The following is a 19,696-nucleotide window of genomic DNA, read 5'->3' as shown; positions in this document are numbered from 1 at the left end:
GCGGGTCAGGTCGAAGCGGTCTGCGGAGACCTCACCCGGCACACCAGCGCGTCGTTCTGGACGTCCGCGACGATCGTGTCGCCGGGGTTCGCCTCACCGCCCAGGAGCAGGTCCGCGATCCGGTTGTCCAGCTCCGTCTGGATCGTGCGGCGCAGCGGCCGGGCACCGAACTCCGGCTGGTGGCCGTGGGCGACCAGCAGCTTCTTCGCCGCCTCGGTCACCTCCAGCTTCAGATTCTGGGCGTGCACCCGGCGTTCGCTCTGGCGCAGGAGCAGGTCGAGGATGGAGCCGAGATCGTCCTCGCCGAGACCGTGGAAGATGATCGTCTCGTCGATGCGGTTGAGGAACTCGGGCGTGAAGTAGCCGCGCAGATCCTGCTTCAGGTCGTCCCGGATCTCCGAGACGTCACCGTGGTGGGCCAGGATCCGCTGGGCGCCGATGTTCGACGTCATGATGACCACGCAGTGGCGGAAGTCGACCGTCCGGCCCTGGGCGTCCGTCAGCCGCCCGTCGTCCAGGACCTGGAGCAGGGCGTTGAAGACGTCCGGGTGCGCCTTCTCCACCTCGTCGAAGAGCAGCACGCTGTACGGCTGGCGGCGCACCTTCTCGGTGAGCTGACCGGCCTCCTCGTGACCGACGTATCCCGGTGGGGCGCCGACCAGCCGGGAGACCGTGTGCTTCTCCTGGAACTCGCCCATGTCGAAGCGGATCATCCGCGACTCGTCGCCGAACAGCAGCGCCGCGAGCGCCTTCGCCAGCTCCGTCTTGCCGACGCCCGTCGGGCCGAGGAAGAGGAAGGAGCCGACGGGACGGTTCGGATCGCCCATCCCGGCCCGGTTGCGGCGCACCGCCTGGGCGATGGCCGTGACGGCCTCGTCCTGGCCCACGACCCGGCTGTGCAGGGCGTCCTCCAGCTTGAGGAGCTTCTCCTTCTCGCTCTGCGTCATCTGCGCCACGGGAATGCCGGTACGGCGCGACAGCACGTCCGCGATGTCGTCGGCCGTCACCTCCATCACGCCCTCGCGCCGCTCCGCGAGACCCGCGAGCTCGCCCTCCAGGCGGGCGATGTCCTTCTTGTACTCGTTGGCCTTCTCGAAGTCCTCGGCGGCGACCGCCTCGTCCTTCTCGCGGCGCAGCTTCGCCAGCCGGTCCTCGCGGTCGACGACCTCGGTCGACTTGCCCAGCGAACGCAGCCGCACCCGGGCCCCGGTCTGGTCCACAAGGTCGATGGCCTTGTCGGGCAGGAAGCGGTCGGAGACGTAACGGTCGGAGAGCTCGGCGGCGGCCACGAGCGCGGCATCGGTGTAACGGACCTGGTGGTGGGCCTCGTAGGAGTCCCGCAGCCCCTCCAGGATCTGGACGGTCTCCGCCACCGACGGCTCGGGGATGAGCACGGGCTGGAAGCGCCGTTCCAGGGCGGCGTCCTTCTCCACGTACCGCCGGTACTCGTCGATGGTGGTCGCGCCGACCACATGCAGCTCGCCGCGGGCGAGCGCGGGCTTGAGCATGTTGCCGGCGTCCATCGCGCCCTCGCCCGTCGCGCCCGCGCCGACCACGGTGTGCAGCTCGTCGATGAAGAGCACGGTCGACTCCGCGTCGGCCTTCACCTCGTCGATGACGTTCTTCAGCCGTTCCTCGAACTGGCCGCGGTACTGGGCGCCGGCGACGAGTCCGGACAGGTCGAGGGCGATCACCCGCTTGCCCTCCAGGGTCTTCGGGACCTCGCCCGCCACGATCCGCTGGGCGAGCCCCTCCACGATCGCGGTCTTCCCCACGCCCGGCTCGCCGATGAGCACCGGGTTGTTCTTCGAGCGGCGGGAGAGGATCTCGACCGTCTGCTCGATCTCCTCGGCCCGTCCCACCACAGGGTCGAGCCTCCCCGCCTTCGCCTCCTCGGTCAGGTCCCGGCCGTACTCGTCGAGCGTGGGCGTCCTGCTCTCCGGCTTGGCCGTCGGCGTCCCGTCCGCCCGCGCCGCCCGGTCGGAGGTGGACCGCAGGCCGCCGACGTCCGTCCCGTCCGCCGTCAGCAGCTTGGCCGCCGCCGCGTTCGGGTCGTCGAGGAGGGCACCGAGGATGTGCTCGGGACCGATGTACGAGACCCCCGACTCCTGGGAGCGCTCGAACGCCCGCAGCAGGACCCGCTTGGCCGCCGGGGTGAGCCCGGGCTCCGCCGCCGGAACGCCGCTCTCACCGGGCAGCACCTCGGCGACCGAGGCGGCCAGTTCGTCGGGGTCGGCGCCCGCCTGGGCGAGCAGCGTGCGGGACGGGTCGACCTGGGTGGAGGCCCACAGGAGGTGCTCGGTGTCCAGATCGGCACTGCCGTCGTCGGCGGCGCGGGCGGTGGCCTGGCCGATCAGCTCCCGTGCCGAGTCCGTCAGGAGCCGGCCGATCGGCACCCGCTGGACGGCCGGGGGAGAGGCGGCGGGCGACATGCCGAAGAAGCGGTTGAGCAGCTCGTTGAACGGGTCCGGTCCACCGAAGGAGCCGAAGGGAGACAGAGTCATGTGGTGCCGTCCAGGTGCGTCGACTTCCGGGCAGTGCTCCTTCACTGGACCAGACGTCGGCGTCCCCCACCCGGCGAGAAGCGGCTACGCAGCGTTGCCCCGGCGGGGGCCGCCGCCCCCGCGGACGGCTGCGGCCGCGCCCGCCCGCCGGGACGCGCCCGCCGCCCGGCCCGCCGAACGGGTGAGGGTCGCCGCCGCTCCTGCCGCTCCTGCCGCTACGGGGCACGTGGCCGGAGACGGACAGCGGGGTCCCACCGGCGTTCCGACGGCACGCGCGCGTGGCGCTAGCGGTACTCGACCGTCAGCGTCACCGGAGTGTCCTTGTTCACGAAGAGGTACGCGGTCGCGGTCTGCGCCGACTCGAAGCGCAACCGCACCTGCGTCGTCCCGCTGCGGTCGAGCGCCGCGAGCGCGGGCGCCGACAGGTCCGTCGAGGTCGCCGAGCCGGAGGAGAACGCGGCGATCGCCGCCCCGCCCGACACCGTCGCCGGCGCCGACCAGTCCGACGGCTCGACGGCGCACCCACCGAAGCAGCCCGTCCGCACGTCCGCCAGCAGCCGGTTGCCCCCCGGGGACGCCCACGGATCGCCCGCACCGCTGCTGCGCGCCACCGTCAGATACGCCCGCGTGATCTCCTTGCCCGCCGGGATCCTGGACGTGTCGAAGGAGAGCAGCGTCCGGTTCACCTTGGCGTCGGTGCCCCGGCCGAGCGCGAGCCCGTAGGTGTCCTCCAGCGGGCCCACCGCCGGCCCCGCGCCGTCGGTCGCCGCCTTCACGTAGCCGTCCTGCGCGTCCACGCTCGACAGCGTCACCTTGTCGGCCACGGGTGGGGGAGTGGAGCCGCGCAGCGCCCGCACCATGCCCATGATCGCCTCGATCTGCTTGCCGCCGTGCCGTGCGTACGCGGTGTCACCGAGGTAACCCCACCAGTTCCAGCAGCCGTTGGGGTTCTCCAGCGTGCCCGTCGCCGCCGCCTGCGGGTACAGCACGATCATGTGGTTGGTGTCGGCGTACTCGTTGAGGTAGGCCCGGTCCACGAACTGCGTCCCGAAGCCCTGGTAGCCGTACCCCTGCTTGCAGCCGTGCAGCGCCACCATCAGGGAGCAGGTCGCTCCCTCGGAGCAGGACTTCGGCACGTAGACGAAACCCTCCGCACCCAGCGACAGGGCCGCCGCGCCGCCCGGCGCGTAGGTGTTCTGGTCGAAGCGGATCAGCGCCCCGCCCGGGGAGGCGCTCGGCGCCGCGACGGGCGCGCCCCGCAGATGCGTGAGGAGATCGCGCTCGGCGTCGATGCCGCAGTTGTTGATGAACGGAGTCTGGGTGACCGTGCAGGAGTTGGGGCCGAGCGGGCTGATCCAGCCGTGGCCGGCCGCCGTGCTCCGGTTGTACGTCACCCGTGAGCCGAACCGCCCGTAGTAGTCGGCGAGCGCGTCCGCCACGGGCCGCTTGACGGTCGAGTCGTTCGAGCCGCTGAAGACGTACACCGGATCGCCCGCGAGGTTCGCGACCGGGTCGACGAGTCCCTGCGCCGACCAGGTCCGCGTCGTCTGCTCCAACTGGGAGAGCTGGAGGTCCTGGACGGTGTTCATACAGGCGTTGAGGGCGGTGGCGAGGGTGTTCTGGGCGCAGTTGTACGGCCCCGAGGCGAACGCCGCCGAACCGCTGAACGTGCCCGAGTACGCGACGTGCAGCTGGGTGGCCATGTAGCCGCCGGAGGAGATGCCGGAGCTGTAGACGGCGTCGATGGCGTACGGCTGGAGCTGCCCCGGTACGGGAACGGGCGCGGCGGCGACCGCTCCGGGGGCGGCTTCGGCGGGAGAGCCTTGGGTCGAGGTGGCTTCGGCCAAAAAGCCTTGGGTCGAGGTGGCTTCGACGGGAGCGACTGCCCTGGAGGCGGCGGACCCGGCGGCGGCCGCCGGTGCGGCGAGGGGGAACAGAGCAGCGGCGGCGAACAGCGCCAGGGCTGCCAGCCTGCGTGGCCCGCGTGGCGCACGCGGGCGGAGGGGACGGGGCGGACGCATGGGATCTCCCGGCGGCTCGAGCCAGCCCGAGGGCGTGGCGGGTGGTTGCCGGGAGATTAGGTGCGGGCCACGCGCGCGACCTATGGGCCCGGCAGCCACAACCGGACGCCTGGAGTATGGCGTTCGGTCATCTGGTAGCCGCCGCACCGTGCTCCACGGCCACCTGCGACGATGCCGCAATGGACACGAACCCGATGAGTGACGACGAGCGGGACGGCCTGCTGGCCGCGGCGATCGGACTGCGCGAGCTGGGGCGGCAGGAGGAGGCGCGGGAGCGTCTGCTGGAACTCGCCGCGCGCCTTCCTGAGGACGCCGAGATCGCCTACCAGACGGCCTGGGCGCACGACGTGCTCGGCCTGGAGGCCGAAGCCGTTCCCCACTACGAGCGGGCCCTGAAGGCGACCGGCCCGACGGGCACCGGCACGGCCGGCCCCGGTACGACCAGCGGGACCGTCCCGACCGGCGCGAAGGGCCTGTCCGAGAAGGACCGCAAGGGCGCGCTGCTCGGCCTCGGCAGCACCTTCCGCGTTCTCGGCCGGTACGAGGAGGCCGTCGCCGTCCTGCGCGGCGCGGTCGAGGAGTTCCCGGACGACGGCGCCCTGCGCACCTTCCTGGCGATGGCGCTGTTCAACACGGGCGACCACCACGAGTCGGCACGGCTGCTCCTGCGCCTGCTCGCGGCGACCAGCGACGACCCGTCCGTACGGCGATACCGGCCTGCCATCGAGCACTACGCGGAGGACCTCGACGAGACCGTCTGAGCCCTTCGGGCGGAGCCGAGCGCGTCGGCTCAGTCGTTGACGGCCGTCAGCAGGACGACCGCGTCCTCCAGCGCGGCGAGCCCGTGCCGCTCCTTGGGGAGCATCTTCAGCTCGCCCGTCGACAGCTCCTCGGACCACCCCGCCGCCGTCAGCTTCACCCGTCCCCGCAGCACCATCAGACTCGCCGCCGGGGGAGCGTTGTGCTCGTCGAGCGCCGTGCCGGCGAGCAGGGCGATCACACTCTGCCGGAGCACCCCGTCGTGGACCACCACCTGGGCGCTCCGGTGGTGCGGGGCGGTGCGTGCGGCGGCCAGGTGCTCGTCGGCGAGGGCTGCGAGGTCCGTCATCGTCTCTCCCTGCGGGGGTACGCGCGTGTGGGTCCCAGCCTCGCGCCTGTGACGCCGCCCGCAACTCGGGCGCGGGCGCGTCGGCCCGGCGGTACCGGGTCCTAGACGGTCAGGGCGCCCAACAGATGGTCGTACGCCACGTGCGCGTGCAGGCGGACACCGGTGACCAGGGTGTCGTCGTCCGCGTAGAAGTGCGGATTGTGGTTGGTGACCAGGCCCCGGCCTCCCGGCACGGGGACCGGCCTGCCCTCCGCGTCCAGCGTGGCGTCCTGGACGCCCAGCATCACGTACAGGCCGCCGAAGCGGGAGATGAACTCGGACACGTCGTCGTACCCGAGCGTCGCCCCGGACTCCACCGTCCGCTCCTCGCCGACCACCCGCCGGATCGTCGGCAGGCCCGCCGCGACCCACTCGGCGCTGTTGTGCACGGGCGGAACGGCCTGGAGGTACTCGACCGTCGCCGAGGCGTTGTACGCCGCCGCGGAGTGCTCGGCCAGCGTGGTCAGCCGGCGCTGGACCTCCGCCATGTCCGACTCCACCGCGCAGCGGACCGTGCCCCACAGGGTGACGGTCTGGCCGATGATGTTGAAGCGGCCGACGTCCTCGACGTGCCCGATGGAGACCGTGACCGGGTCGAACGCGGAGACCTGACGGTACAACTGCCCCACGCCGGTCAGGACCGCGCCGACGGCCGGCATCGGGTCGACCCCCTGCCACGGCGTGGACCCGTGCGTCTGCTTGCCGGTGACCACGATCCTCACCAGGGTGGAGGCGCCGTACTGGTTGCCCACCCGGTAGCCCACGTACCCCTTGGGATACGGCGTGACATGCATCCCGAACGTCATCGTCGGCACCGGATCGGCGCACGCGCCCTCGTCGAGCATCGCCCGCGCCCCACCGCGCTCGGTGACCGGAGGGCCCTCCTCCGCGGGCTGGAAGACGAAGAGCACGGTTCCCGGCAGCCGTTCGCGCACCCCCACGAGCACGGCCGCGGCGCCCAGGAGCATCGCGGTGTGGCAGTCGTGCCCGCACGCGTGCGAGACGGGGAACGGTCCGCCGGGATAGTCGGCGTCCACCACATGCGAGGCGAAGTCCTCCCCGCACAGGTCCTGGACGGGCAGCGCGTCGGTGTCGGCCCGCAGCGCCACGACGCGCCCGCCGCCGGGCGCGCCGCCGCGCAGCACACCCACCACACCGTGTCCCGCGATGCCGGTCCGGACCTCGTCCAGGCCGAGGGCCCGCAGCCGGTCGGCGATCATCCGGGCCGTCCCGGCCTCGCGGTTGGACAGCTCGGGGTGCTGATGCAGATGGCGCCGCCAGGCGACGACCTGAGCGGCCGTCTTCTCGGCGAGCCGGTCCAGTTCACGGTGGATCGGATCGGTGCTCAAGGGCCACCCCTCGTCGTCGTCGGGCCGTCCCTCCAGAGTGGCACTCCCGCCCGGCCGCGCTCGCCGAAACGCCCGGAACCGCGTCCGCCGTCTGCTTGCGGGGCGTTGTCAGTGGCGTGGTGCACGATGGTCACGTCCGGTGATCATCAGGGGAAGGGGCCAGCATGCCGATCACGAACGAGCAGGTGACGGGGTACGCGTTTCTCAAGGCACTGTACGAGGACGGGTACTACCCGGACCACGTGGTCGACAAGGGGCGGGCGATCCTGCTGAGACTCTGCGAGCGGATCGAGGCGGAGCAGCCGGCCGACCTGACCGCGCTGTACGCGCTCACCGAGACCGCCACGGAGGAGTTCAACGCGCTGGAGGCGGACTTCGACGAGGCCGGCAGCGAGATCGAGACCGTCGCCCGGGAGGAGATCGCCGAGAACTTCTGGTTCGTCGCCACGGCGTACGGCTTCGCGGACGCGGACGTCGAGGAGCTGATCGCCGCTCGGGAGTGGTGAGGCCGCGCCGGGCGGGCACGCGGAGCCCGAACGAAGGAGGAAATGCCGTGCTGCTGGAGAACAGGACCGCCATCGTCCACGGCGGCGCCGGAGCGATCGGCTCCGCGGTCGCCCGCGTCTTCGCCGGCGAAGGCGCCACGGTCCACCTGGTCGGGCGCACCCGCGCCCCTCTGGAGGAGCTGGCCGGCTCCATCGCCGAATCCGGAGGCCGGGTCGAGGTCGCCACGCTCGACGCGACGGACCGGGCCGCGGTCGAGGAGCACGCCGACACCGTCGCCCGGCACTCGGCGGGGATCGACATCGCCTTCAACGCCACGTCCAACGACGACCTGCACGGCACCCCGCTGGTCGAGATGGCCGGGGAGGACGTGCTGCGCTCCGTCACCAAGGCGGTGACCACCCACCTGAACCTGGCGACCGCCGTCGCCCGCCATATGATCCCCCGCGGCACCGGGGTGATCCTGGCCATGGGCGGCGGTCGAGAAGCCATCCCCGGCCTCGGCGGCTCCCATGTCGCCTGGTCCGCCCTCTCCGGTCTGTGCCGCCAGCTCGCCGCCGAACTCGGCCCCCACGGCATCCGGGTGGCCTGGCTGCTCTCTCCCGGCTCGCCCGATCCGTCCACCCCGCCCGAGGACGATCCCGAGGCGACCGCGACCCTGCTCCACCGCCGGCCCCGCCTCGAGGACGTCGCCCACGCCGCGGCCTTCCTCGCCTCCGACCGCGCCCCGACCATGACCGCCACCGAGGTCAACCTCACCGGCGGCGCCGTCGTCGACTGAACGCACGCGTCGAGCTGTCGCCGCCCGGGCACGCCGCGCGGGCGAGGCACCCGGCGTGCGTGACCTCAGTTCGCCGAGGGCGCCGGCTGCGGGGTGGCCCGGTCGATGATCGACGCCGTGTCCAGGCCGGGCGGGAGCGTGCCGAACGCGATGCCCCAGTCGCTGTCCAGACGCGAGGCGCAGAACGCGTCGGCCACCGCCGCGTGACCGTGCCGGACGAGCAGCGAGCCCTGGAGGACCAGCGCCATGCGCTCGACGAGGCGTCGCGCGCGGTACTGCAGGGCGGCGAGGTCGTCGCCGAGATCGCCGAGGTCCTTCCGCAGCCGGGCCGTCGCCGCGTCCAGCCGGTGGTCGGCTCCCGCGGCGCGTTCGACCTCCGCGAAGAACGCCTCGACCGCCTGCGGCTGCCGCCCGATCGCGCGCAGCACGTCCAGCGCGGCCACGTTCCCCGAGCCCTCCCAGATCGAAGGCAGCGGGGACTCGCGATAGAGCCGGGGGAGGCCCGAGTCCTCGACGTATCCGTTGCCGCCCAGGCACTCCAGCGCCTCCGCCGCGTGCGCGGGGGCACGCTTGCACACCCAGTACTTGGTCACCGCGAGACCGATCCGGCGCAGCAGCTCCTCGTCCGCGTCACCCGCCGCCGCCCGGTCCACCGCCCCGGCGAGCCGCAGGCCCGCGACCGTCGCCGCCTCCGCCTCCACCGCCAGGTCGGCGAGGACGTTGGTCATCAGCGGCTGGTCGATCAGCCGCGCACCGAACGCGCTGCGGTGCGTGGCGTGGTGCACGGCCTGCACGAGGCCCTGGCGCATCCCGGACGCCGAACTGACCGCGCAGTCGAGCCGGGTCATGTTCACCATCCGGATGATGGTCGCCACGCCCCGGCCCTCCTCGCCGACGAGACGGCCGAGCGCACCCTCGTACTCGATCTCGGACGAGGCGTTGGAACGGTTGCCGAGCTTGTCCTTCAGCCGCTGCAGGCGGATCGCGTTGCGCGAGCCGTCGGGCAGCACCCGGGGCACGAGGAAGCAGGAAAGGCCTCCCGGCGCCTGCGCCAGGGTGAGGAAGACGTCGGACATCGGCGCCGACGTGAACCACTTGTGGCCGGTGAGCGCGTAGAAGCCCTCGCCCGTCGGCACGGCCCGCGTCGTGTTCGCCCGGACGTCCGAGCCGCCCTGCTTCTCGGTCATCGACATCCCGGCGATGATGCCGCGCTTCGAGGTCGGTTCGCGCAGCCCGAAGTCGTAGACGGGGGAGGAGAGCAGCGGTTCGTACACCTCGGCGAGCCCGGGCTCCGCGCGCAGGGCGGGCACCGCCGCGTACGTCATCGAGATCGGGCACAGGTGCCCGGGATCGGCCTGCCCCCACACGAACACCTTCGCCGCCCGGGCCACGTGCGCGCCCGGTCGTTCGTCGCGCCACGGAGCCCCGTGCAGTCCGTGCCGTACGGCGACGGTCATCAGTTCGTGCCAGTACGGGTGGAACTCCACCTCGTCGACGCGGTGACCGTACCGGTCGTGCGTGTGCAGCACCGGGGAGTGCCGCTCGGCCAGCCGTCCCCACTCCTGGGCCTCGTGGCCGCCGGCCCGCACGCCGAGCTCGCGCACCTCGTCCTCGGCCCAGCCCGCGCCCTCGCGGCGCAGCCCCTCCAGGAGAGCCGGGTCGGCCGACACGTCGTAACCGCTCAGCGGCGGGACTTGGTTGGTGACCTCATGCGTGTGCGGCATCGGGTACTCCCAGGGCTCTCAGGGTGAAGGTGACCAGGGCGGGTACGGTCTCGGGCCCCACCGTCCCCTCCGCCAGCGGTCCGACGAGCGCCTCGGCGCCCGCCCCGACCAGGGCGGAGGCCGTCAGCAGGGCGTCCTGTGGCGGAAGCCGGCCGGAGCGCACGCCCTCGGCGATCCGCTCGGCGAACACGTCGCGGAAGGCCCGGCGGAAGACCAGCCGTTCGGCGTCCACCGCCGGATCGACGGGCTCGGCCAGCAGGGCGTAGGCGAGCCGAGGGGACTTCAGGGCGCGCAGCGCGAACGTCTCGATGACCGCGACGACCCGCTCGGCCGCCCCCGCGTGCTCCGGGCGGCCCGCCGCCTCGGCCACGGCGGCGACCTCGCGCGAGACCACCGTGCGGAAGAGCTCCACGGCCAGCTCGGCCTTGCTGGGGAAGTGTTGGTAGACGCTGCCGGTCGCGATCCCGGCGCGGGCGGCGACGGCGGCCATCGTGCAGCCGGCGTACCCCTGCTCGGCGAGCAGCTCGAGCGCCGCGTCGACGACGGTGGCACGCCGGTCGTCGAGCCGGGCCTGGACCGCAGGGGTGCGTCGGTAGGGCATGGAAAGAAGTGAAGCAGCGATTCACTGCTTCAACAAGAGTCCGGTCGTGACAGGTGCGCCCTCGGACCGGATGATCCGAGGGCGCACCTGTGTCGTTCGGGAGCGGGCAGTCAGGGGGGGCGACAGTGAGCGGGAGCGGCGGCGGGTCAGCCGATGAAGATCTCGCTGAGCGACCAGATGGCCAGCGCCGCCATGCACAGACCGCCGATGCGCTGCACGGTCTTCAGGGGGACGCGCTTGGCGATGAAGCGGCCCGCGATCAGCGCGAGGGCCGAGACGCTCATCAGGGCGGCGGCGGCGCCGATCGCCGTGGACCAGGTGCCGTTGGTGGCGGCGAGGTTGGCCGTGGTGATCTGCGTCAGGTCGCCCCACTCGCTGATGAACACGGCCATGAAGGCGGTCGAGTAGACGGGCCAGAAGCCGGTCACCGTCTTGCCGCCCGCCTCGTCCGCGTCCTCGTCGTCCCCGCCGCGCAGCAGCATGAACGCGCCGAAGCCGAACAACAGGGCCGAGACGAGCTTGACGATCCAGTCGGGCAGCAGGCCGATGAGGCTGCCGGCCCCCACGGCGATGGCCACATGCACGAGGAACGCGGTCGAGGTGCCGAACCAGACGTACAGCGGACGCATGCGCGTACCCATGGCAAGGGACGCGAACATCGTCTTGTCGGGAAGCTCGGCGAGGAAGATCAGCCCGAAGGCGGTGAGGATCGCCAAGGGATCGAGATGCATGTAGCGGGGGCTCTCTGCTCGTTCCGGGCCCGGGATCCGCACGGCACCGCGGTGGGCGACGGGAAGAACCACTCGGCCCGGCATGGTGGACCACGGCCGCAGGATGCGGACATGGTGAATGCCTGGCCGAAGGTCTCGCCCGTCCACGTCGTACGTGTGGACCCGGTCACCGGGAACCCGAGGGCTCCAGTGTGTCGACGACCGGTTCGCAGGGCTACTCCCCTTCGCTTCGAACAGAGTAACGGAGCGCCTCGTCGGTCGAGGCGGACACGGAGGGAGCGGGAGGGGGAGGGCGCGAGGGCTTCGCGGAGCTCGCATCCCGGGGGGCGGTCGCCGTGGAGGAGGAGGCGGAGGACCGCGACGCCGCGGGCGGCTCGACGGCCCGGCAGGGTCTGACACGCCACAGGCGCGGGGGCGCCGGGGTCGGGCCGCTCCCGCCTCGTACGATCACGCAATGCCCTCCGGTGATCCCCGCGGCCGCTCCTGGACGCGCCCTCGCGCGCAGATCATCATCGGCCGCGCGCTGCCGGTCCTCGTCATGGTCGTGACGGTGTTCGCCGACCGCCTGTCCGCCAACGAGGAGCGCTACGACCGGCTCCTCGCGGCCGCGCCCGCCCTCGCCGCCGTCACGTGGAGCGTCCGGGGCACCGTCGTCATCGGTCTGGTCGCCGTCGCACTGGGCCTGCTGCTCGGGACGACCAGCGGGGATCCCTTCGTCCCCGACATCGCCGCCAACGAGGTGGCGCTCGTGGTGGTGACCGCGGCCGCCGCCTGGGTCAGCCGGGCCAGGCTCCGCTACGAGCGCGACCTGCGCGAGGTCACCGCCGTCGCCGAGGTCGTCCAGCGCGTCGTGCTCCGCCCGCTGTCTCCCCGGCTCGGACCCGTCGACCTCCATCTGCTGTACGTCGCGGCCGCCGCGAAGGCCCGGATCGGCGGCGACTTCTACGAGGCCGTGCACGTTCCCGGCGCCGTGCGGCTGATGCTCGGTGACGTCCAGGGCAAGGGTCTCGGCGCCGTCGAGACCGCGTCCGTCCTGCTCGGCTCCTTCCGCGCCGCCGTCGACGACGCCCCCGACCTGCCCGCCCTGGCCGACCGCCTGGAGGAGGGCCTCAGCCGGTACGGCGCCTGGGACCCCGACACGGATGCGGCCGAACGTTTCGCCACCGTCGTCCTCGTCGAGATTCCCGAGGACGGGGCCGTCGCCAGCCTCCTCAGCTGCGGTCACCCTGGGCCCCTTCTGGAGCACGCCGGCCAGGTGCGGCCGGTCGTCTTCTCCGACCCGTCCCTGCCGATCAACCTGTCCGGCCTCCTCGACGCCCGTCACCACGTCGAGGAGGTCCCCTTCGTGCCGGGGGACCGGCTGCTCCTGTACACCGACGGCGTGAGCGAGACCCGTGACCGGGCGGGCACCTTCTACCCGCTGGAGGAGCGGATGAGCCGGTGGGCGGAGGAGCCGGGTGAGCGCGTCCCCGCCCTGCTCCACCGCGAACTGGAGGCCTACGGCGCCCGCGGCCTCGACGACGACGTCGCCGCCATGCTCGTCGTACGCCGGTTCTAGCCCTCCGCCGGCCCCGGCACCGGCCCTCGCGGACCCTGCTCCTCCGCCGTCCCCGGCCCTGTCCCTCCGGCGTCCCTGTCCCTCAGGCGTCCCTGGCCCTCCTCCGGCCCTGCCCCTCCGGCGTCCCTGGCCCTCCGGCATCCCTAGCCCTCCGGGACCGACTCGTACAGCACCGTGTGGAACCGGCCCGCCGCCTCCCGCCCCGTCGGATCCGTCCCCAGCGCCCGTACCGCCTCGACCGCGAAGCGCTGCTCGCCCGCGTCGGTGAAGAGCCGCTGAGGATAGGTCCGCGAGGGGTCGGAGGCGGTCCGCAGACCGTGGCTGGCGAGACAGTCGGCGATCGGCCGGTACGAGACCGTCCGCAGGACGAACGCGCTCACCCGCACGGGGCGCCCGGCCCAGCCGAGGAGCGCGTCGAAGGTGCGCCGGGTGAGGTAGCTGCCGCCGCCGGTGAGCGTGATCAGCCCGACGTCGGACATCGCCCCGCGCAGCCGAGGGCTCGGCAGGGCGCCCTCCTCCAGGTTCTCCGCGAACGCGTCGTCCAGGAGCCCGACCGCGCGGGCGTACCGCACGGCGTTGTCCGCGACGTCGAGACCGATGACGGGCGCCGCGTCCGGGCGCCGCCGTGACGCGTAGAACTCCTTGTCCCGTACGGCGAGTTCGGCCGCGGTCAGACCGCTCACCGCCGGGTCGGTGTAGCGCGCGTACAGCTCGGCCAGGGTGACGTCGTGGTTGAGCAGGGCCGCGTTGATCCCGTACGAGCAGCACAGATCGAGCACCGTACCGCCGTCCCGCTCGGCGGCCGCGCGCCGGAACGCGGCCTGGGCCCGCTGCGGGATCTCGTACTCCAGCGGTGCGAGGCGACGGAAGTACGCCCGCGGGTCGGGCCGGTCGTAGATGTCCTCGAACCGCGTCTTGCCGGACTCGCTCATGCGTCCCGCCTCCCTCGAAGGCCCCAGGTGGGCATCGTGTGCGGAAGGCGACCCGGCGCTCACGTCCTCATCGGGGGCGCACGGGCGCACCCACCGCACCGACGTGCGGCTTCCGGGTGGTGCCCATGCCTCCAGGATGGTCCTCGCGTCGGCCACGCGCGAGGAACGGCGACCGCCACGCGCGCGTGGCCCCGGGAGCCGCCCGTCCGAAACGTGGAAATCCGGGCAGGCGGGGGCTCAGAGCTCCAGCGCGTGGCCCGTCGTCGCGTCGACATGGTCGGGGACGTCGTCGTGGCGGTCGCCGACGGTGAGGGTGCCCGTCGGCTCGAACAGCAGGATGGACGCGCCGGAGGGGGCGTACGGGCGGTGCTCCACGCCCCGGGGGACGGTGAAAGCCGAGCCGCGGGGGAGGGACACCGTCCGTTCCGTACCGTTCTCGCGCAGCGAGATGCGCAGCTCGCCGTCGATCACCAGGAAGAACTCGTCCGTGTCGTCATGGGCGTGCCACACGTGCTCGCCCGCCACCTTCGCCACGCGCACGTCGTAGTCGTTCACCCGCGTCAGGATGCGCGGGCTCCACAGGTCCTCGAAGGACGCGAACGCGGAGGCGAGAGCGATAGGGGATGAAGAAGCGCTGGTCACAGCGGTGTTCTGGGTCATGCGGTCATCCTGCTCCCCGTCCGCCGCCGCGCGTGAGTGCTAGAAATGGCGTATGTCGCAAGGATCCTCGCAGCAGGGCGCGCACCGCGTCGTCGTCATCGTCGACGCGAACTCCAACCCCTTCGAACTGGGCTGTGCCACCGAGGTCTTCGGTCTGCGTCGCCCCGAACTCGGACGCGACCTGTACGACTTCCGGCTCTGCTCGCCCGAGCCCCGCACGCTCATGCGCGACGGCTTCTTCACTCTCACCGGCGTCGCCGGGCTCGACGCGGCGGACAGCGCCGACACGCTCATCGTCCCCAACCGCCCGGACGTCCAGGTCCCCCGCCGCCCCGCCGTGCTCGACGCCGTCCGCCGCGCCCACGCGCGCGGTGCCCGGCTGATCGGCTTCTGCAGCGGTGCCTTCACCCTCGCCGAGGCCGGGGTCCTCGACGGCCGGCGCGCCACCGCCCACTGGCAGTGGGCCGACGCCTTCCGTGCCCGCTTCCCCGCCGTACATCTCGAACCGGACGTCCTGTTCGTCGACGACGGTGACATCCTCACCGCCGCCGGCAGTGCCGCCGCCCTCGATCTCGGGCTGCACGTCGTCCGCCGTGACCACGGCGCCGAAGCCGCCAACGCGGTCAGCCGCCGTCTCGTCTTCGCCGCCCACCGGAGCGGCGGACAACGGCAGTTCGTCGAGCGGCCGGTCCCCGAGATCCCCGACGAGTCCCTCGCCCCGCTGCTCGCCTGGGCCCAGGCACACCTCGGCTCGCCGCTCACCGTCACCGACCTCGCGGCCCGGGCGGCGGTCAGCCCGGCGACCCTGCACCGCCGCTTCCGCGCGCAGCTCGGGACCACCCCGCTCGCCTGGCTCACCGGGGAGCGGGTGACCCTCGCCTGCCGGCTGATCGAACGCGGCGAGACCCGCTTCGACGTGGTCGCCCGCGCCAGCGGCCTCGGCACGGCCGCCCATCTGCGCGCCCTGATGAACCGCGAGACAGGGCTCTCCCCGTCCGCCTACCGCCGGCGCTTCGGCCCGACGGCGGCGACCGCCACGCCGACCCCGTGAAGCCGTCCAGGGCCGTCAGCAGCAGTGCGACAGCTGCCGGCAGCCGTGCCACAGCCGCCGGCAGCAGTCCAACACCGGTACCCGCGTCAGGAGCTGCCAGGAGCGCCAGCAGTGGGTCAGGAACGGTACGGAGTGTTCTCCTCCGCCCACCTGGCGAGCGCCCGCGCGCAGTCCGCGACCGACTCGCGCCAGCTCTTCGCCGCGCCGTCACCGGCCTCGTCGCTCACGTGCTTGACGATCCGGATCGGCACCCCGGCAAGCCCGGCCGCGGTCGCGAGGGCGTAGCCCTCCATGTCGACCAGCGGGGCGCGGGCGGCCAGCCGGACCCGGGCCACCTCGTCGGAGATGAAGGCGTCACCGGTGGCCAGGGTCACCTCTCCGCCGTCCGGCAGGGCGACCGGCGCCCCGTACGTCTCGCCCGTCAGCGTCGCCAGCAGCTCACCGTCCAGATCGTGCTGGATCACCGTGCCCACCACATGCGTCCCCGACCACCCCGGACGGAGCGCCCCGGCGGTCCCCAGGTTCACGACGCCGGACGGGCGCGGACCGCGGCCCAGGACGGTCGCCAGCGCGCTCGCCGCGTTCACCTTGCCCATGCCGGTCAGCAGCACCGGCAGATCCGTCTCCAGGAACTGTGCTTCTTCCTTGACGGCAAGGACGAGCAGGGGCCGGTCGGCCGTGATGTCTCCGATGAGTTCCATGCCGCAACGCTACCCGCCGGGACTTCCCGCCCGAGCCGAGAGACCATGGAGGTGTAGTCGAGAGAGCCGAGGAGCTCGTCATGGCAACCGGAACAGTGAAGTGGTTCAACGCCGAGAAGGGCTTCGGCTTCATCGAGCAGGACGGCGGAGGCCCGGACGTGTTCGTCCACTACTCCGCCATCGCCAGTACCGGGTACCGCGAACTCGCCGAGGGGCAGAAGGTCGCCTTCGACGTCGTGCAGGGCCCGAAGGGCCCGCAGGCCGAGAACGTGTCCCCCACCTGAGGCCACAGGTCCGAGGCCTCAGCCTTCGCTGGGCACGCGACCGCGCACAGCTGATCAGCCCCCCGCTCGGGTTCAGCCCAGCAGGTCCGTCGGGACGTACGGGCGCAGCTCCCGTACGGCCCGCTCCGGATCGGGGTCGGAGACGGCCAGCCGTCCGAAGGGCACCTCGCCGCGGAGGTCGACGCAGACCACCGGTCTGCCCGCCTTCACCACGGCGAACTCGCGCCCGCCCGGCAGGACGCGGACACCCACGGACAGCCGGTCGGGGATCCACAGTCCCCGCCCTCGCTGTCCGCGCAGCGCGCGCCACCAGTCCGGCTCGACACGGACCGCGCGCAGGGAGCTCAACGGCACGCGGACGTTTCCGCGCCGCGCGGCGAGCCGCTCCCGCAGGGACAGCCGGACCACGAGGTCGGTACCGTCCACCGTCACCTGTGCCATCGCGGCCCACCGCCCGTCCTGTACGTCCCGGCCCCTCCGTCCCCTCCATGGTCGGACCGTGGAGGGGGAGGTGCCAGACGGGGTCAGCCGAGGGTGAGGCCGCGTTCCTCCAGCGCCTCCTGGAGCACGCGCAGTGCCTTCGGGCCCACGCCGTGCAGGGCCGCCAGCTCCGCGCGGGGCACCCCGGCGAGCGCTTCGAGGGTGGTGTGTCCGGCGGCGGTCAGCGCCCGTGTGGCGGGCGCGCCGATCCCGCGCGGCAGCTCCGTGGCAGAGGAGGGATCGCGCTCGGTCATACCCGCGATGGTGACACGACGGCCCCCCTCACACCGGCAGGAGGCGGCCGATCAGGTCCGCCAGCTGCCGCGCGTTGCGGCAGGGACGCATGTCGACCAGGTCGGCGTAGGCGAGCGCGACGGAGTCGCCCGTCGACCACAGCGCGGGCTGTTCGGGGTTGAGCCAGTGGACCCGCCGGGCCCGCTCGGCGATCTGCTTCAGCGCCGGCAGGTTCGGGTCGCTCATGTTCGTCCGGGCGTCCCCGAGGACGAAGACCGCGGTGCGCGGGCCGACGGCGTCGGCGTACCTGCTGTGCGATGTGTCGGGCTCGGTCGCGGGCTTCGCCGACTTCACGATGCTGCTGGTCCAGGCGCTGCACGACCAGTTCGGCAAGGTGCGGGTGTTCGCCTTCGTCAACCGGGTCGACGAGGTGACCGACCTGGTCGCGCGCGGCGCCGCCGACCCGGCGGGCCTCGCGGCGCGCATCCTCGACGAGGCGGTGCTGACCGGCTGGCACGGGCAGAGCGACTACGGGACGGCGCTGGGCGAGTTCGTGGAGCGGACGAGTTCGGGACGTACGGGGCGACGGCGCCGCAGTACCGGTCGCATCGGGACACCGCCGGTCGACAGCGACCCGCGCAGTGTGCGCCGCAGATCGATCCGCCCGCGCGCGGCCCGCCGCCGCCGGGCCGCCAGCCGGGTCGCGAGCTTGCGCGCGAGCGGCCGTACCGTCGTGCGCAGCGCGTCCAGCTGGGCCCGCCCGGCGAGCAGGAAGTCGACGCTGTCCGGTGTGCCCGCCACGGCCCTCCGCGCCACCCGGTCCCGGCCCTGCCGCTCGGCGACCCGCCGCCGGGCCTCCGTCCGTACCCGTTCGCGGAACGCCTCGATGCGCCGCCGGATCTCGTCGTCCGTCAGCCGGTCGGTGAAAGCCGGCTCCTCCCCGCCGCCGGCCGCGTCGCGGAGCAGCGCCCGTACCCGGGCGAGCAGCGTCTCGGGTCGGAGCCGGGCGAGGGTCTGGTACGACGACCAGCCGTCCGAGCCCGGCGTGGCACCGTAGCCGCCCAGGCCCCCGACCGCCTCGCCCGCGAGCCGCGTCAGCGCCGAGTCGTCGCCCGCGGCCAGCGCGGCGGCCAGCCGCTCCCGCAGCGCCGCCGTGTCGACGTCGCCTGCGGCCTCGCCTGCGGAGTCGCGGGCCTGCGCCCCGGCCGCGGGGTCGACGTCCGGACCGGCGGCGGCCAGCGGGAAGTACAGGTCGAAGACCCGGTCGAAGAGCGGGCGGTGCGCCGCCCCGTGGAGCAGCGTCGCCGCGAGTGCCTCCCGCGTCCGCTCCCGGTCGGCGAACCCCACCGCCTCCAGGGCGCGCCCGGCGTCCACGCTCTCGCCCGTCCCGATCGACAGACCGTGCGCCCGCAGCGCCTGCACCAGACCGGTGAGCCGCTCCGTCACCCCGGCCGGCGGCGTCGTCACACCGCACCCAGGTCGAGCTTGGCGGCCGCCTTCTGGATGTCGTCCCGATGCTTCAGGATCACGCCCAGGCTCTCGCGCACCACGGCCTCGTCCAAGGCGTCGGCGCCCAGGGCGAGGAGCGTCCGGGCCCAGTCGACGGTCTCCGCGACCGAGGGCGCCTTGCGCAGGTCCATCGCGCGCAGCGCGTTGACCACCCGTACGACAGAGGCCGTCAGGGCCGCGTCGAGCCCCGGGACCTTCGCCGTGACGATCCGGCGCTCCAACTCCTCCTCGGGGAATCCGATGTGGAGGAAGAGGCAGCGGCGGCGCAGGGCCTCGGACAGCTCGCGTCCCGCGTTGGAGGTGAGGACGACGAAGGGGCGCCGGGTCGCGGTGATGGTGCCCAGCTCGGGGACGGTGATCTGGAAGTCGCCGAGCACCTCCAGGAGCAGCCCCTCCACCTCGACGTCGGCCTTGTCCACCTCGTCGACGAGCAGCACGGCCGGCTCCTCGGAGCGGATGGCGGTGAGAAGGGGGCGGGGGAGCAGGAACTCCTCGCTGAAGATGTCCGTGCGCGTCTCGTCCCAGGACTCGTCCCGGCCCGCCGTGATCCGCAGCAGCTGCTTGGCGTGGTTCCACTCGTACAGGGCCCGCGACTCGTCGACGCCTTCGTAGCACTGGAGCCGTACGAGCCGGGCGCCCGCGACCTCCGCGACGGCCTTCGCCAGCTCGGTCTTGCCGACACCGGCCGGGCCCTCCACGAGGAGCGGCCTGCCCAGCCGGTCGGCCAGGAAGACGGTGGTCGCGACGGCGGGGGAGGGGAGGTAGCCGGTCGCGGAGAGCCGCTCCGTCACGTCGTCGACGGAGCTGAAGTACCCGGTGTGCCCGTGCGTCATCGCTGTTTCCCCCGGAGCCGCGACATCCTGTACTGGCTGGTAGCCATGCCCGTACTCGATCAGCTCCCGCCCCGCTCCACAACCGCCCGGAC

20 protein-coding genes and 2 pseudogenes are annotated in these 19,696 nt (G+C 73.0%); 7 read left to right on the top strand and 15 right to left on the bottom strand.

What is annotated here, in order from left to right; translation table 11 throughout:
* Positions 1-5: 5 nt before the first annotated feature.
* Both ACIPPS_RS06620 and ACIPPS_RS06615 read right to left on the bottom strand, forming a co-directional pair.
* Positions 6-2,504, bottom strand: a complete 2,499-nt coding sequence (locus ACIPPS_RS06620; protein WP_401427665.1) for an ATP-dependent Clp protease ATP-binding subunit — start codon at positions 2,502-2,504, stop codon at positions 6-8.
* A 284-nt stretch (positions 2,505-2,788) separates the two neighbouring features.
* A complete protein-coding gene (locus ACIPPS_RS06615) occupies positions 2,789-4,351 on the bottom strand; it encodes a poly(3-hydroxybutyrate) depolymerase (protein ID WP_401427662.1) in 1,563 nt (520 codons plus the stop codon).
* 368 nt (positions 4,352-4,719) lie between these two features.
* On the opposite strand from ACIPPS_RS06615, the gene ACIPPS_RS06610 reads away from it, so the two are divergent.
* Positions 4,720-5,286 carry a tetratricopeptide repeat protein gene (locus ACIPPS_RS06610; protein ID WP_401429493.1) on the top strand — a complete coding sequence of 189 codons (567 nt, stop codon included), beginning with the start codon at positions 4,720-4,722 and terminating at the stop codon, positions 5,284-5,286.
* A 29-nt stretch (positions 5,287-5,315) separates the two neighbouring features.
* Here ACIPPS_RS06610 and ACIPPS_RS06605 read toward each other — a convergent pair whose 3' ends face one another.
* Both ACIPPS_RS06605 and ACIPPS_RS06600 read right to left on the bottom strand, forming a co-directional pair.
* Entirely contained in the window at positions 5,316-5,633 is a 318-nt protein-coding gene (locus ACIPPS_RS06605; protein ID WP_401427660.1) for a cupin, read from the bottom strand.
* 101 nt (positions 5,634-5,734) lie between these two features.
* Positions 5,735-7,021 (bottom strand): M20 family metallopeptidase, encoded by a 1,287-nt coding sequence (locus ACIPPS_RS06600; protein ID WP_401427657.1) that lies wholly within the window; start codon positions 7,019-7,021, stop codon positions 5,735-5,737.
* A 164-nt stretch (positions 7,022-7,185) separates the two neighbouring features.
* Between ACIPPS_RS06600 and ACIPPS_RS06595 the strand changes: the two genes are divergently transcribed.
* Positions 7,186-7,527 (top strand): DUF5713 family protein, encoded by a 342-nt coding sequence (locus tag ACIPPS_RS06595; protein ID WP_401427655.1) that lies wholly within the window; start codon positions 7,186-7,188, stop codon positions 7,525-7,527.
* A 47-nt stretch (positions 7,528-7,574) separates the two neighbouring features.
* Positions 7,575-8,306 (top strand): SDR family NAD(P)-dependent oxidoreductase, encoded by a 732-nt coding sequence (locus ACIPPS_RS06590; protein ID WP_401427653.1) that lies wholly within the window; start codon positions 7,575-7,577, stop codon positions 8,304-8,306.
* A 65-nt stretch (positions 8,307-8,371) separates the two neighbouring features.
* Here ACIPPS_RS06590 and ACIPPS_RS06585 read toward each other — a convergent pair whose 3' ends face one another.
* From ACIPPS_RS06585 to ACIPPS_RS06575, 3 genes are all read right to left on the bottom strand, one after another.
* The gene (locus ACIPPS_RS06585) at positions 8,372-10,030 is read right to left on the bottom strand and encodes an acyl-CoA dehydrogenase family protein (protein WP_401427651.1); all 1,659 of its coding nucleotides are present in this window, start codon (positions 10,028-10,030) and stop codon (positions 8,372-8,374) included.
* Positions 10,014-10,631 carry a TetR/AcrR family transcriptional regulator gene (locus ACIPPS_RS06580; RefSeq protein WP_401427648.1) on the bottom strand — a complete coding sequence of 206 codons (618 nt, stop codon included), beginning with the start codon at positions 10,629-10,631 and terminating at the stop codon, positions 10,014-10,016. The genes ACIPPS_RS06585 and ACIPPS_RS06580 overlap by 17 nt, the downstream gene beginning before the upstream one ends.
* A 146-nt stretch (positions 10,632-10,777) precedes the next feature.
* Entirely contained in the window at positions 10,778-11,362 is a 585-nt protein-coding gene (locus ACIPPS_RS06575) for a TMEM165/GDT1 family protein (protein ID WP_401427645.1), read from the bottom strand.
* A 454-nt stretch (positions 11,363-11,816) separates the two neighbouring features.
* Here ACIPPS_RS06575 and ACIPPS_RS06570 point away from each other — a divergent pair, with 454 nt between their 5' ends.
* A complete protein-coding gene (locus ACIPPS_RS06570; protein WP_401427643.1) occupies positions 11,817-12,920 on the top strand; it encodes a PP2C family protein-serine/threonine phosphatase in 1,104 nt (367 codons plus the stop codon).
* A 143-nt stretch (positions 12,921-13,063) separates the two neighbouring features.
* On the opposite strand, the gene ACIPPS_RS06565 is transcribed toward ACIPPS_RS06570, so the two are convergent.
* Both ACIPPS_RS06565 and ACIPPS_RS06560 read right to left on the bottom strand, forming a co-directional pair.
* Positions 13,064-13,852 (bottom strand): hypothetical protein, encoded by a 789-nt coding sequence (locus ACIPPS_RS06565; protein ID WP_401427640.1) that lies wholly within the window; start codon positions 13,850-13,852, stop codon positions 13,064-13,066.
* Positions 13,853-14,089: 237 nt separating this feature from the next.
* Positions 14,090-14,512 carry a cupin domain-containing protein gene (locus tag ACIPPS_RS06560; protein ID WP_401427638.1) on the bottom strand — a complete coding sequence of 141 codons (423 nt, stop codon included), beginning with the start codon at positions 14,510-14,512 and terminating at the stop codon, positions 14,090-14,092.
* Between the two features lie 52 nt (positions 14,513-14,564).
* Here ACIPPS_RS06560 and ACIPPS_RS06555 point away from each other — a divergent pair, with 52 nt between their 5' ends.
* The gene (locus tag ACIPPS_RS06555) at positions 14,565-15,563 is read left to right on the top strand and encodes a GlxA family transcriptional regulator (RefSeq protein WP_401427635.1); all 999 of its coding nucleotides are present in this window, start codon (positions 14,565-14,567) and stop codon (positions 15,561-15,563) included.
* 116 nt (positions 15,564-15,679) lie between these two features.
* Here the strand turns inward: ACIPPS_RS06555 and ACIPPS_RS06550 are convergent, their stop codons facing one another.
* Positions 15,680-16,264: a nucleosidase gene (locus ACIPPS_RS06550; protein WP_401427633.1), complete on the bottom strand. Its 585-nt coding sequence runs from the start codon at positions 16,262-16,264 to the stop codon at positions 15,680-15,682.
* A gap of 80 nt (positions 16,265-16,344) precedes the next feature.
* Between ACIPPS_RS06550 and ACIPPS_RS06545 the strand changes: the two genes are divergently transcribed.
* Positions 16,345-16,548, top strand: coding sequence for a cold-shock protein (locus ACIPPS_RS06545; RefSeq protein WP_361956000.1), 204 nt, complete (start codon positions 16,345-16,347; stop codon positions 16,546-16,548).
* A gap of 72 nt (positions 16,549-16,620) precedes the next feature.
* On the opposite strand, the gene ACIPPS_RS06540 is transcribed toward ACIPPS_RS06545, so the two are convergent.
* From ACIPPS_RS06540 to ACIPPS_RS06530, 3 genes are all read right to left on the bottom strand, one after another.
* Positions 16,621-16,989 carry a hypothetical protein gene (locus ACIPPS_RS06540; RefSeq protein ID WP_401427631.1) on the bottom strand — a complete coding sequence of 123 codons (369 nt, stop codon included), beginning with the start codon at positions 16,987-16,989 and terminating at the stop codon, positions 16,621-16,623.
* An 83-nt stretch (positions 16,990-17,072) separates the two neighbouring features.
* A complete protein-coding gene (locus ACIPPS_RS06535; protein ID WP_401427629.1) occupies positions 17,073-17,282 on the bottom strand; it encodes a DNA-binding protein in 210 nt (69 codons plus the stop codon).
* 28 nt (positions 17,283-17,310) lie between these two features.
* Complete coding sequence (locus ACIPPS_RS06530) at positions 17,311-17,616, bottom strand: VWA domain-containing protein (protein WP_401429491.1); 306 nt, start codon at positions 17,614-17,616, stop codon at positions 17,311-17,313.
* Here ACIPPS_RS06530 and ACIPPS_RS06525 point away from each other — a divergent pair.
* A pseudogene (locus ACIPPS_RS06525) lies at positions 17,570-17,824 on the top strand (VWA domain-containing protein); the annotation flags it as partial. The gene ACIPPS_RS06530 and the pseudogene ACIPPS_RS06525 overlap by 47 nt on opposite strands.
* Here the strand turns inward: ACIPPS_RS06525 and ACIPPS_RS06520 are convergent.
* A pseudogene (locus ACIPPS_RS06520) lies at positions 17,820-18,729 on the bottom strand (VWA domain-containing protein); the annotation flags it as partial. The pseudogenes ACIPPS_RS06525 and ACIPPS_RS06520 sit on opposite strands and share 5 nt — an antisense overlap.
* A complete protein-coding gene (locus ACIPPS_RS06515) occupies positions 18,726-19,604 on the bottom strand; it encodes an AAA family ATPase (protein WP_401427626.1) in 879 nt (292 codons plus the stop codon). The gene ACIPPS_RS06515 and the pseudogene ACIPPS_RS06520, both read right to left, overlap by 4 nt.
* Between the last annotated feature and the right edge of the window lie 92 nt (positions 19,605-19,696).

The sequence above is a fragment of the Streptomyces sp. NPDC090127 genome, assembly GCF_044746945.1.
GTDB lineage: Bacteria > Actinomycetota > Actinomycetes > Streptomycetales > Streptomycetaceae > Streptomyces.
The sequence above is the reverse complement of the archived record's forward strand: the minus strand, read 5'-3'. Positions and strand labels throughout refer to the sequence as shown.

What these genes read in the sequence shown, in the direction of transcription:
- ACIPPS_RS06540 (WP_401427631.1), bottom strand. Translation starts at nt 16,989, where the DNA reads ATGGCACAGGTGACGGTGGACGGTACCGACCTCGTGGTCCGGCTGTCC.
- ACIPPS_RS06610 (WP_401429493.1), top strand. Translation starts at nt 4,720, where the DNA reads ATGAGTGACGACGAGCGGGACGGCCTGCTGGCCGCGGCGATCGGACTG.
- ACIPPS_RS06515 (WP_401427626.1), bottom strand. Translation starts at nt 19,604, where the DNA reads ATGACGCACGGGCACACCGGGTACTTCAGCTCCGTCGACGACGTGACG.
- ACIPPS_RS06605 (WP_401427660.1), bottom strand. Translation starts at nt 5,633, where the DNA reads ATGACGGACCTCGCAGCCCTCGCCGACGAGCACCTGGCCGCCGCACGC.
- ACIPPS_RS06585 (WP_401427651.1), bottom strand. Translation starts at nt 10,030, where the DNA reads ATGCCGCACACGCATGAGGTCACCAACCAAGTCCCGCCGCTGAGCGGT.
- ACIPPS_RS06620 (WP_401427665.1), bottom strand. Translation starts at nt 2,504, where the DNA reads ATGACTCTGTCTCCCTTCGGCTCCTTCGGTGGACCGGACCCGTTCAAC.
- ACIPPS_RS06535 (WP_401427629.1), bottom strand. Translation starts at nt 17,282, where the DNA reads ATGACCGAGCGCGATCCCTCCTCTGCCACGGAGCTGCCGCGCGGGATC.
- ACIPPS_RS06555 (WP_401427635.1), top strand. Translation starts at nt 14,565, where the DNA reads ATGTCGCAAGGATCCTCGCAGCAGGGCGCGCACCGCGTCGTCGTCATC.
- ACIPPS_RS06570 (WP_401427643.1), top strand. Translation starts at nt 11,817, where the DNA reads ATGCCCTCCGGTGATCCCCGCGGCCGCTCCTGGACGCGCCCTCGCGCG.
- ACIPPS_RS06550 (WP_401427633.1), bottom strand. Translation starts at nt 16,264, where the DNA reads ATGGAACTCATCGGAGACATCACGGCCGACCGGCCCCTGCTCGTCCTT.
- ACIPPS_RS06560 (WP_401427638.1), bottom strand. Translation starts at nt 14,512, where the DNA reads ATGACCCAGAACACCGCTGTGACCAGCGCTTCTTCATCCCCTATCGCT.
- ACIPPS_RS06545 (WP_361956000.1), top strand. Translation starts at nt 16,345, where the DNA reads ATGGCAACCGGAACAGTGAAGTGGTTCAACGCCGAGAAGGGCTTCGGC.
- ACIPPS_RS06565 (WP_401427640.1), bottom strand. Translation starts at nt 13,852, where the DNA reads ATGAGCGAGTCCGGCAAGACGCGGTTCGAGGACATCTACGACCGGCCC.
- ACIPPS_RS06575 (WP_401427645.1), bottom strand. Translation starts at nt 11,362, where the DNA reads ATGCATCTCGATCCCTTGGCGATCCTCACCGCCTTCGGGCTGATCTTC.
- ACIPPS_RS06595 (WP_401427655.1), top strand. Translation starts at nt 7,186, where the DNA reads ATGCCGATCACGAACGAGCAGGTGACGGGGTACGCGTTTCTCAAGGCA.
- ACIPPS_RS06580 (WP_401427648.1), bottom strand. Translation starts at nt 10,631, where the DNA reads ATGCCCTACCGACGCACCCCTGCGGTCCAGGCCCGGCTCGACGACCGG.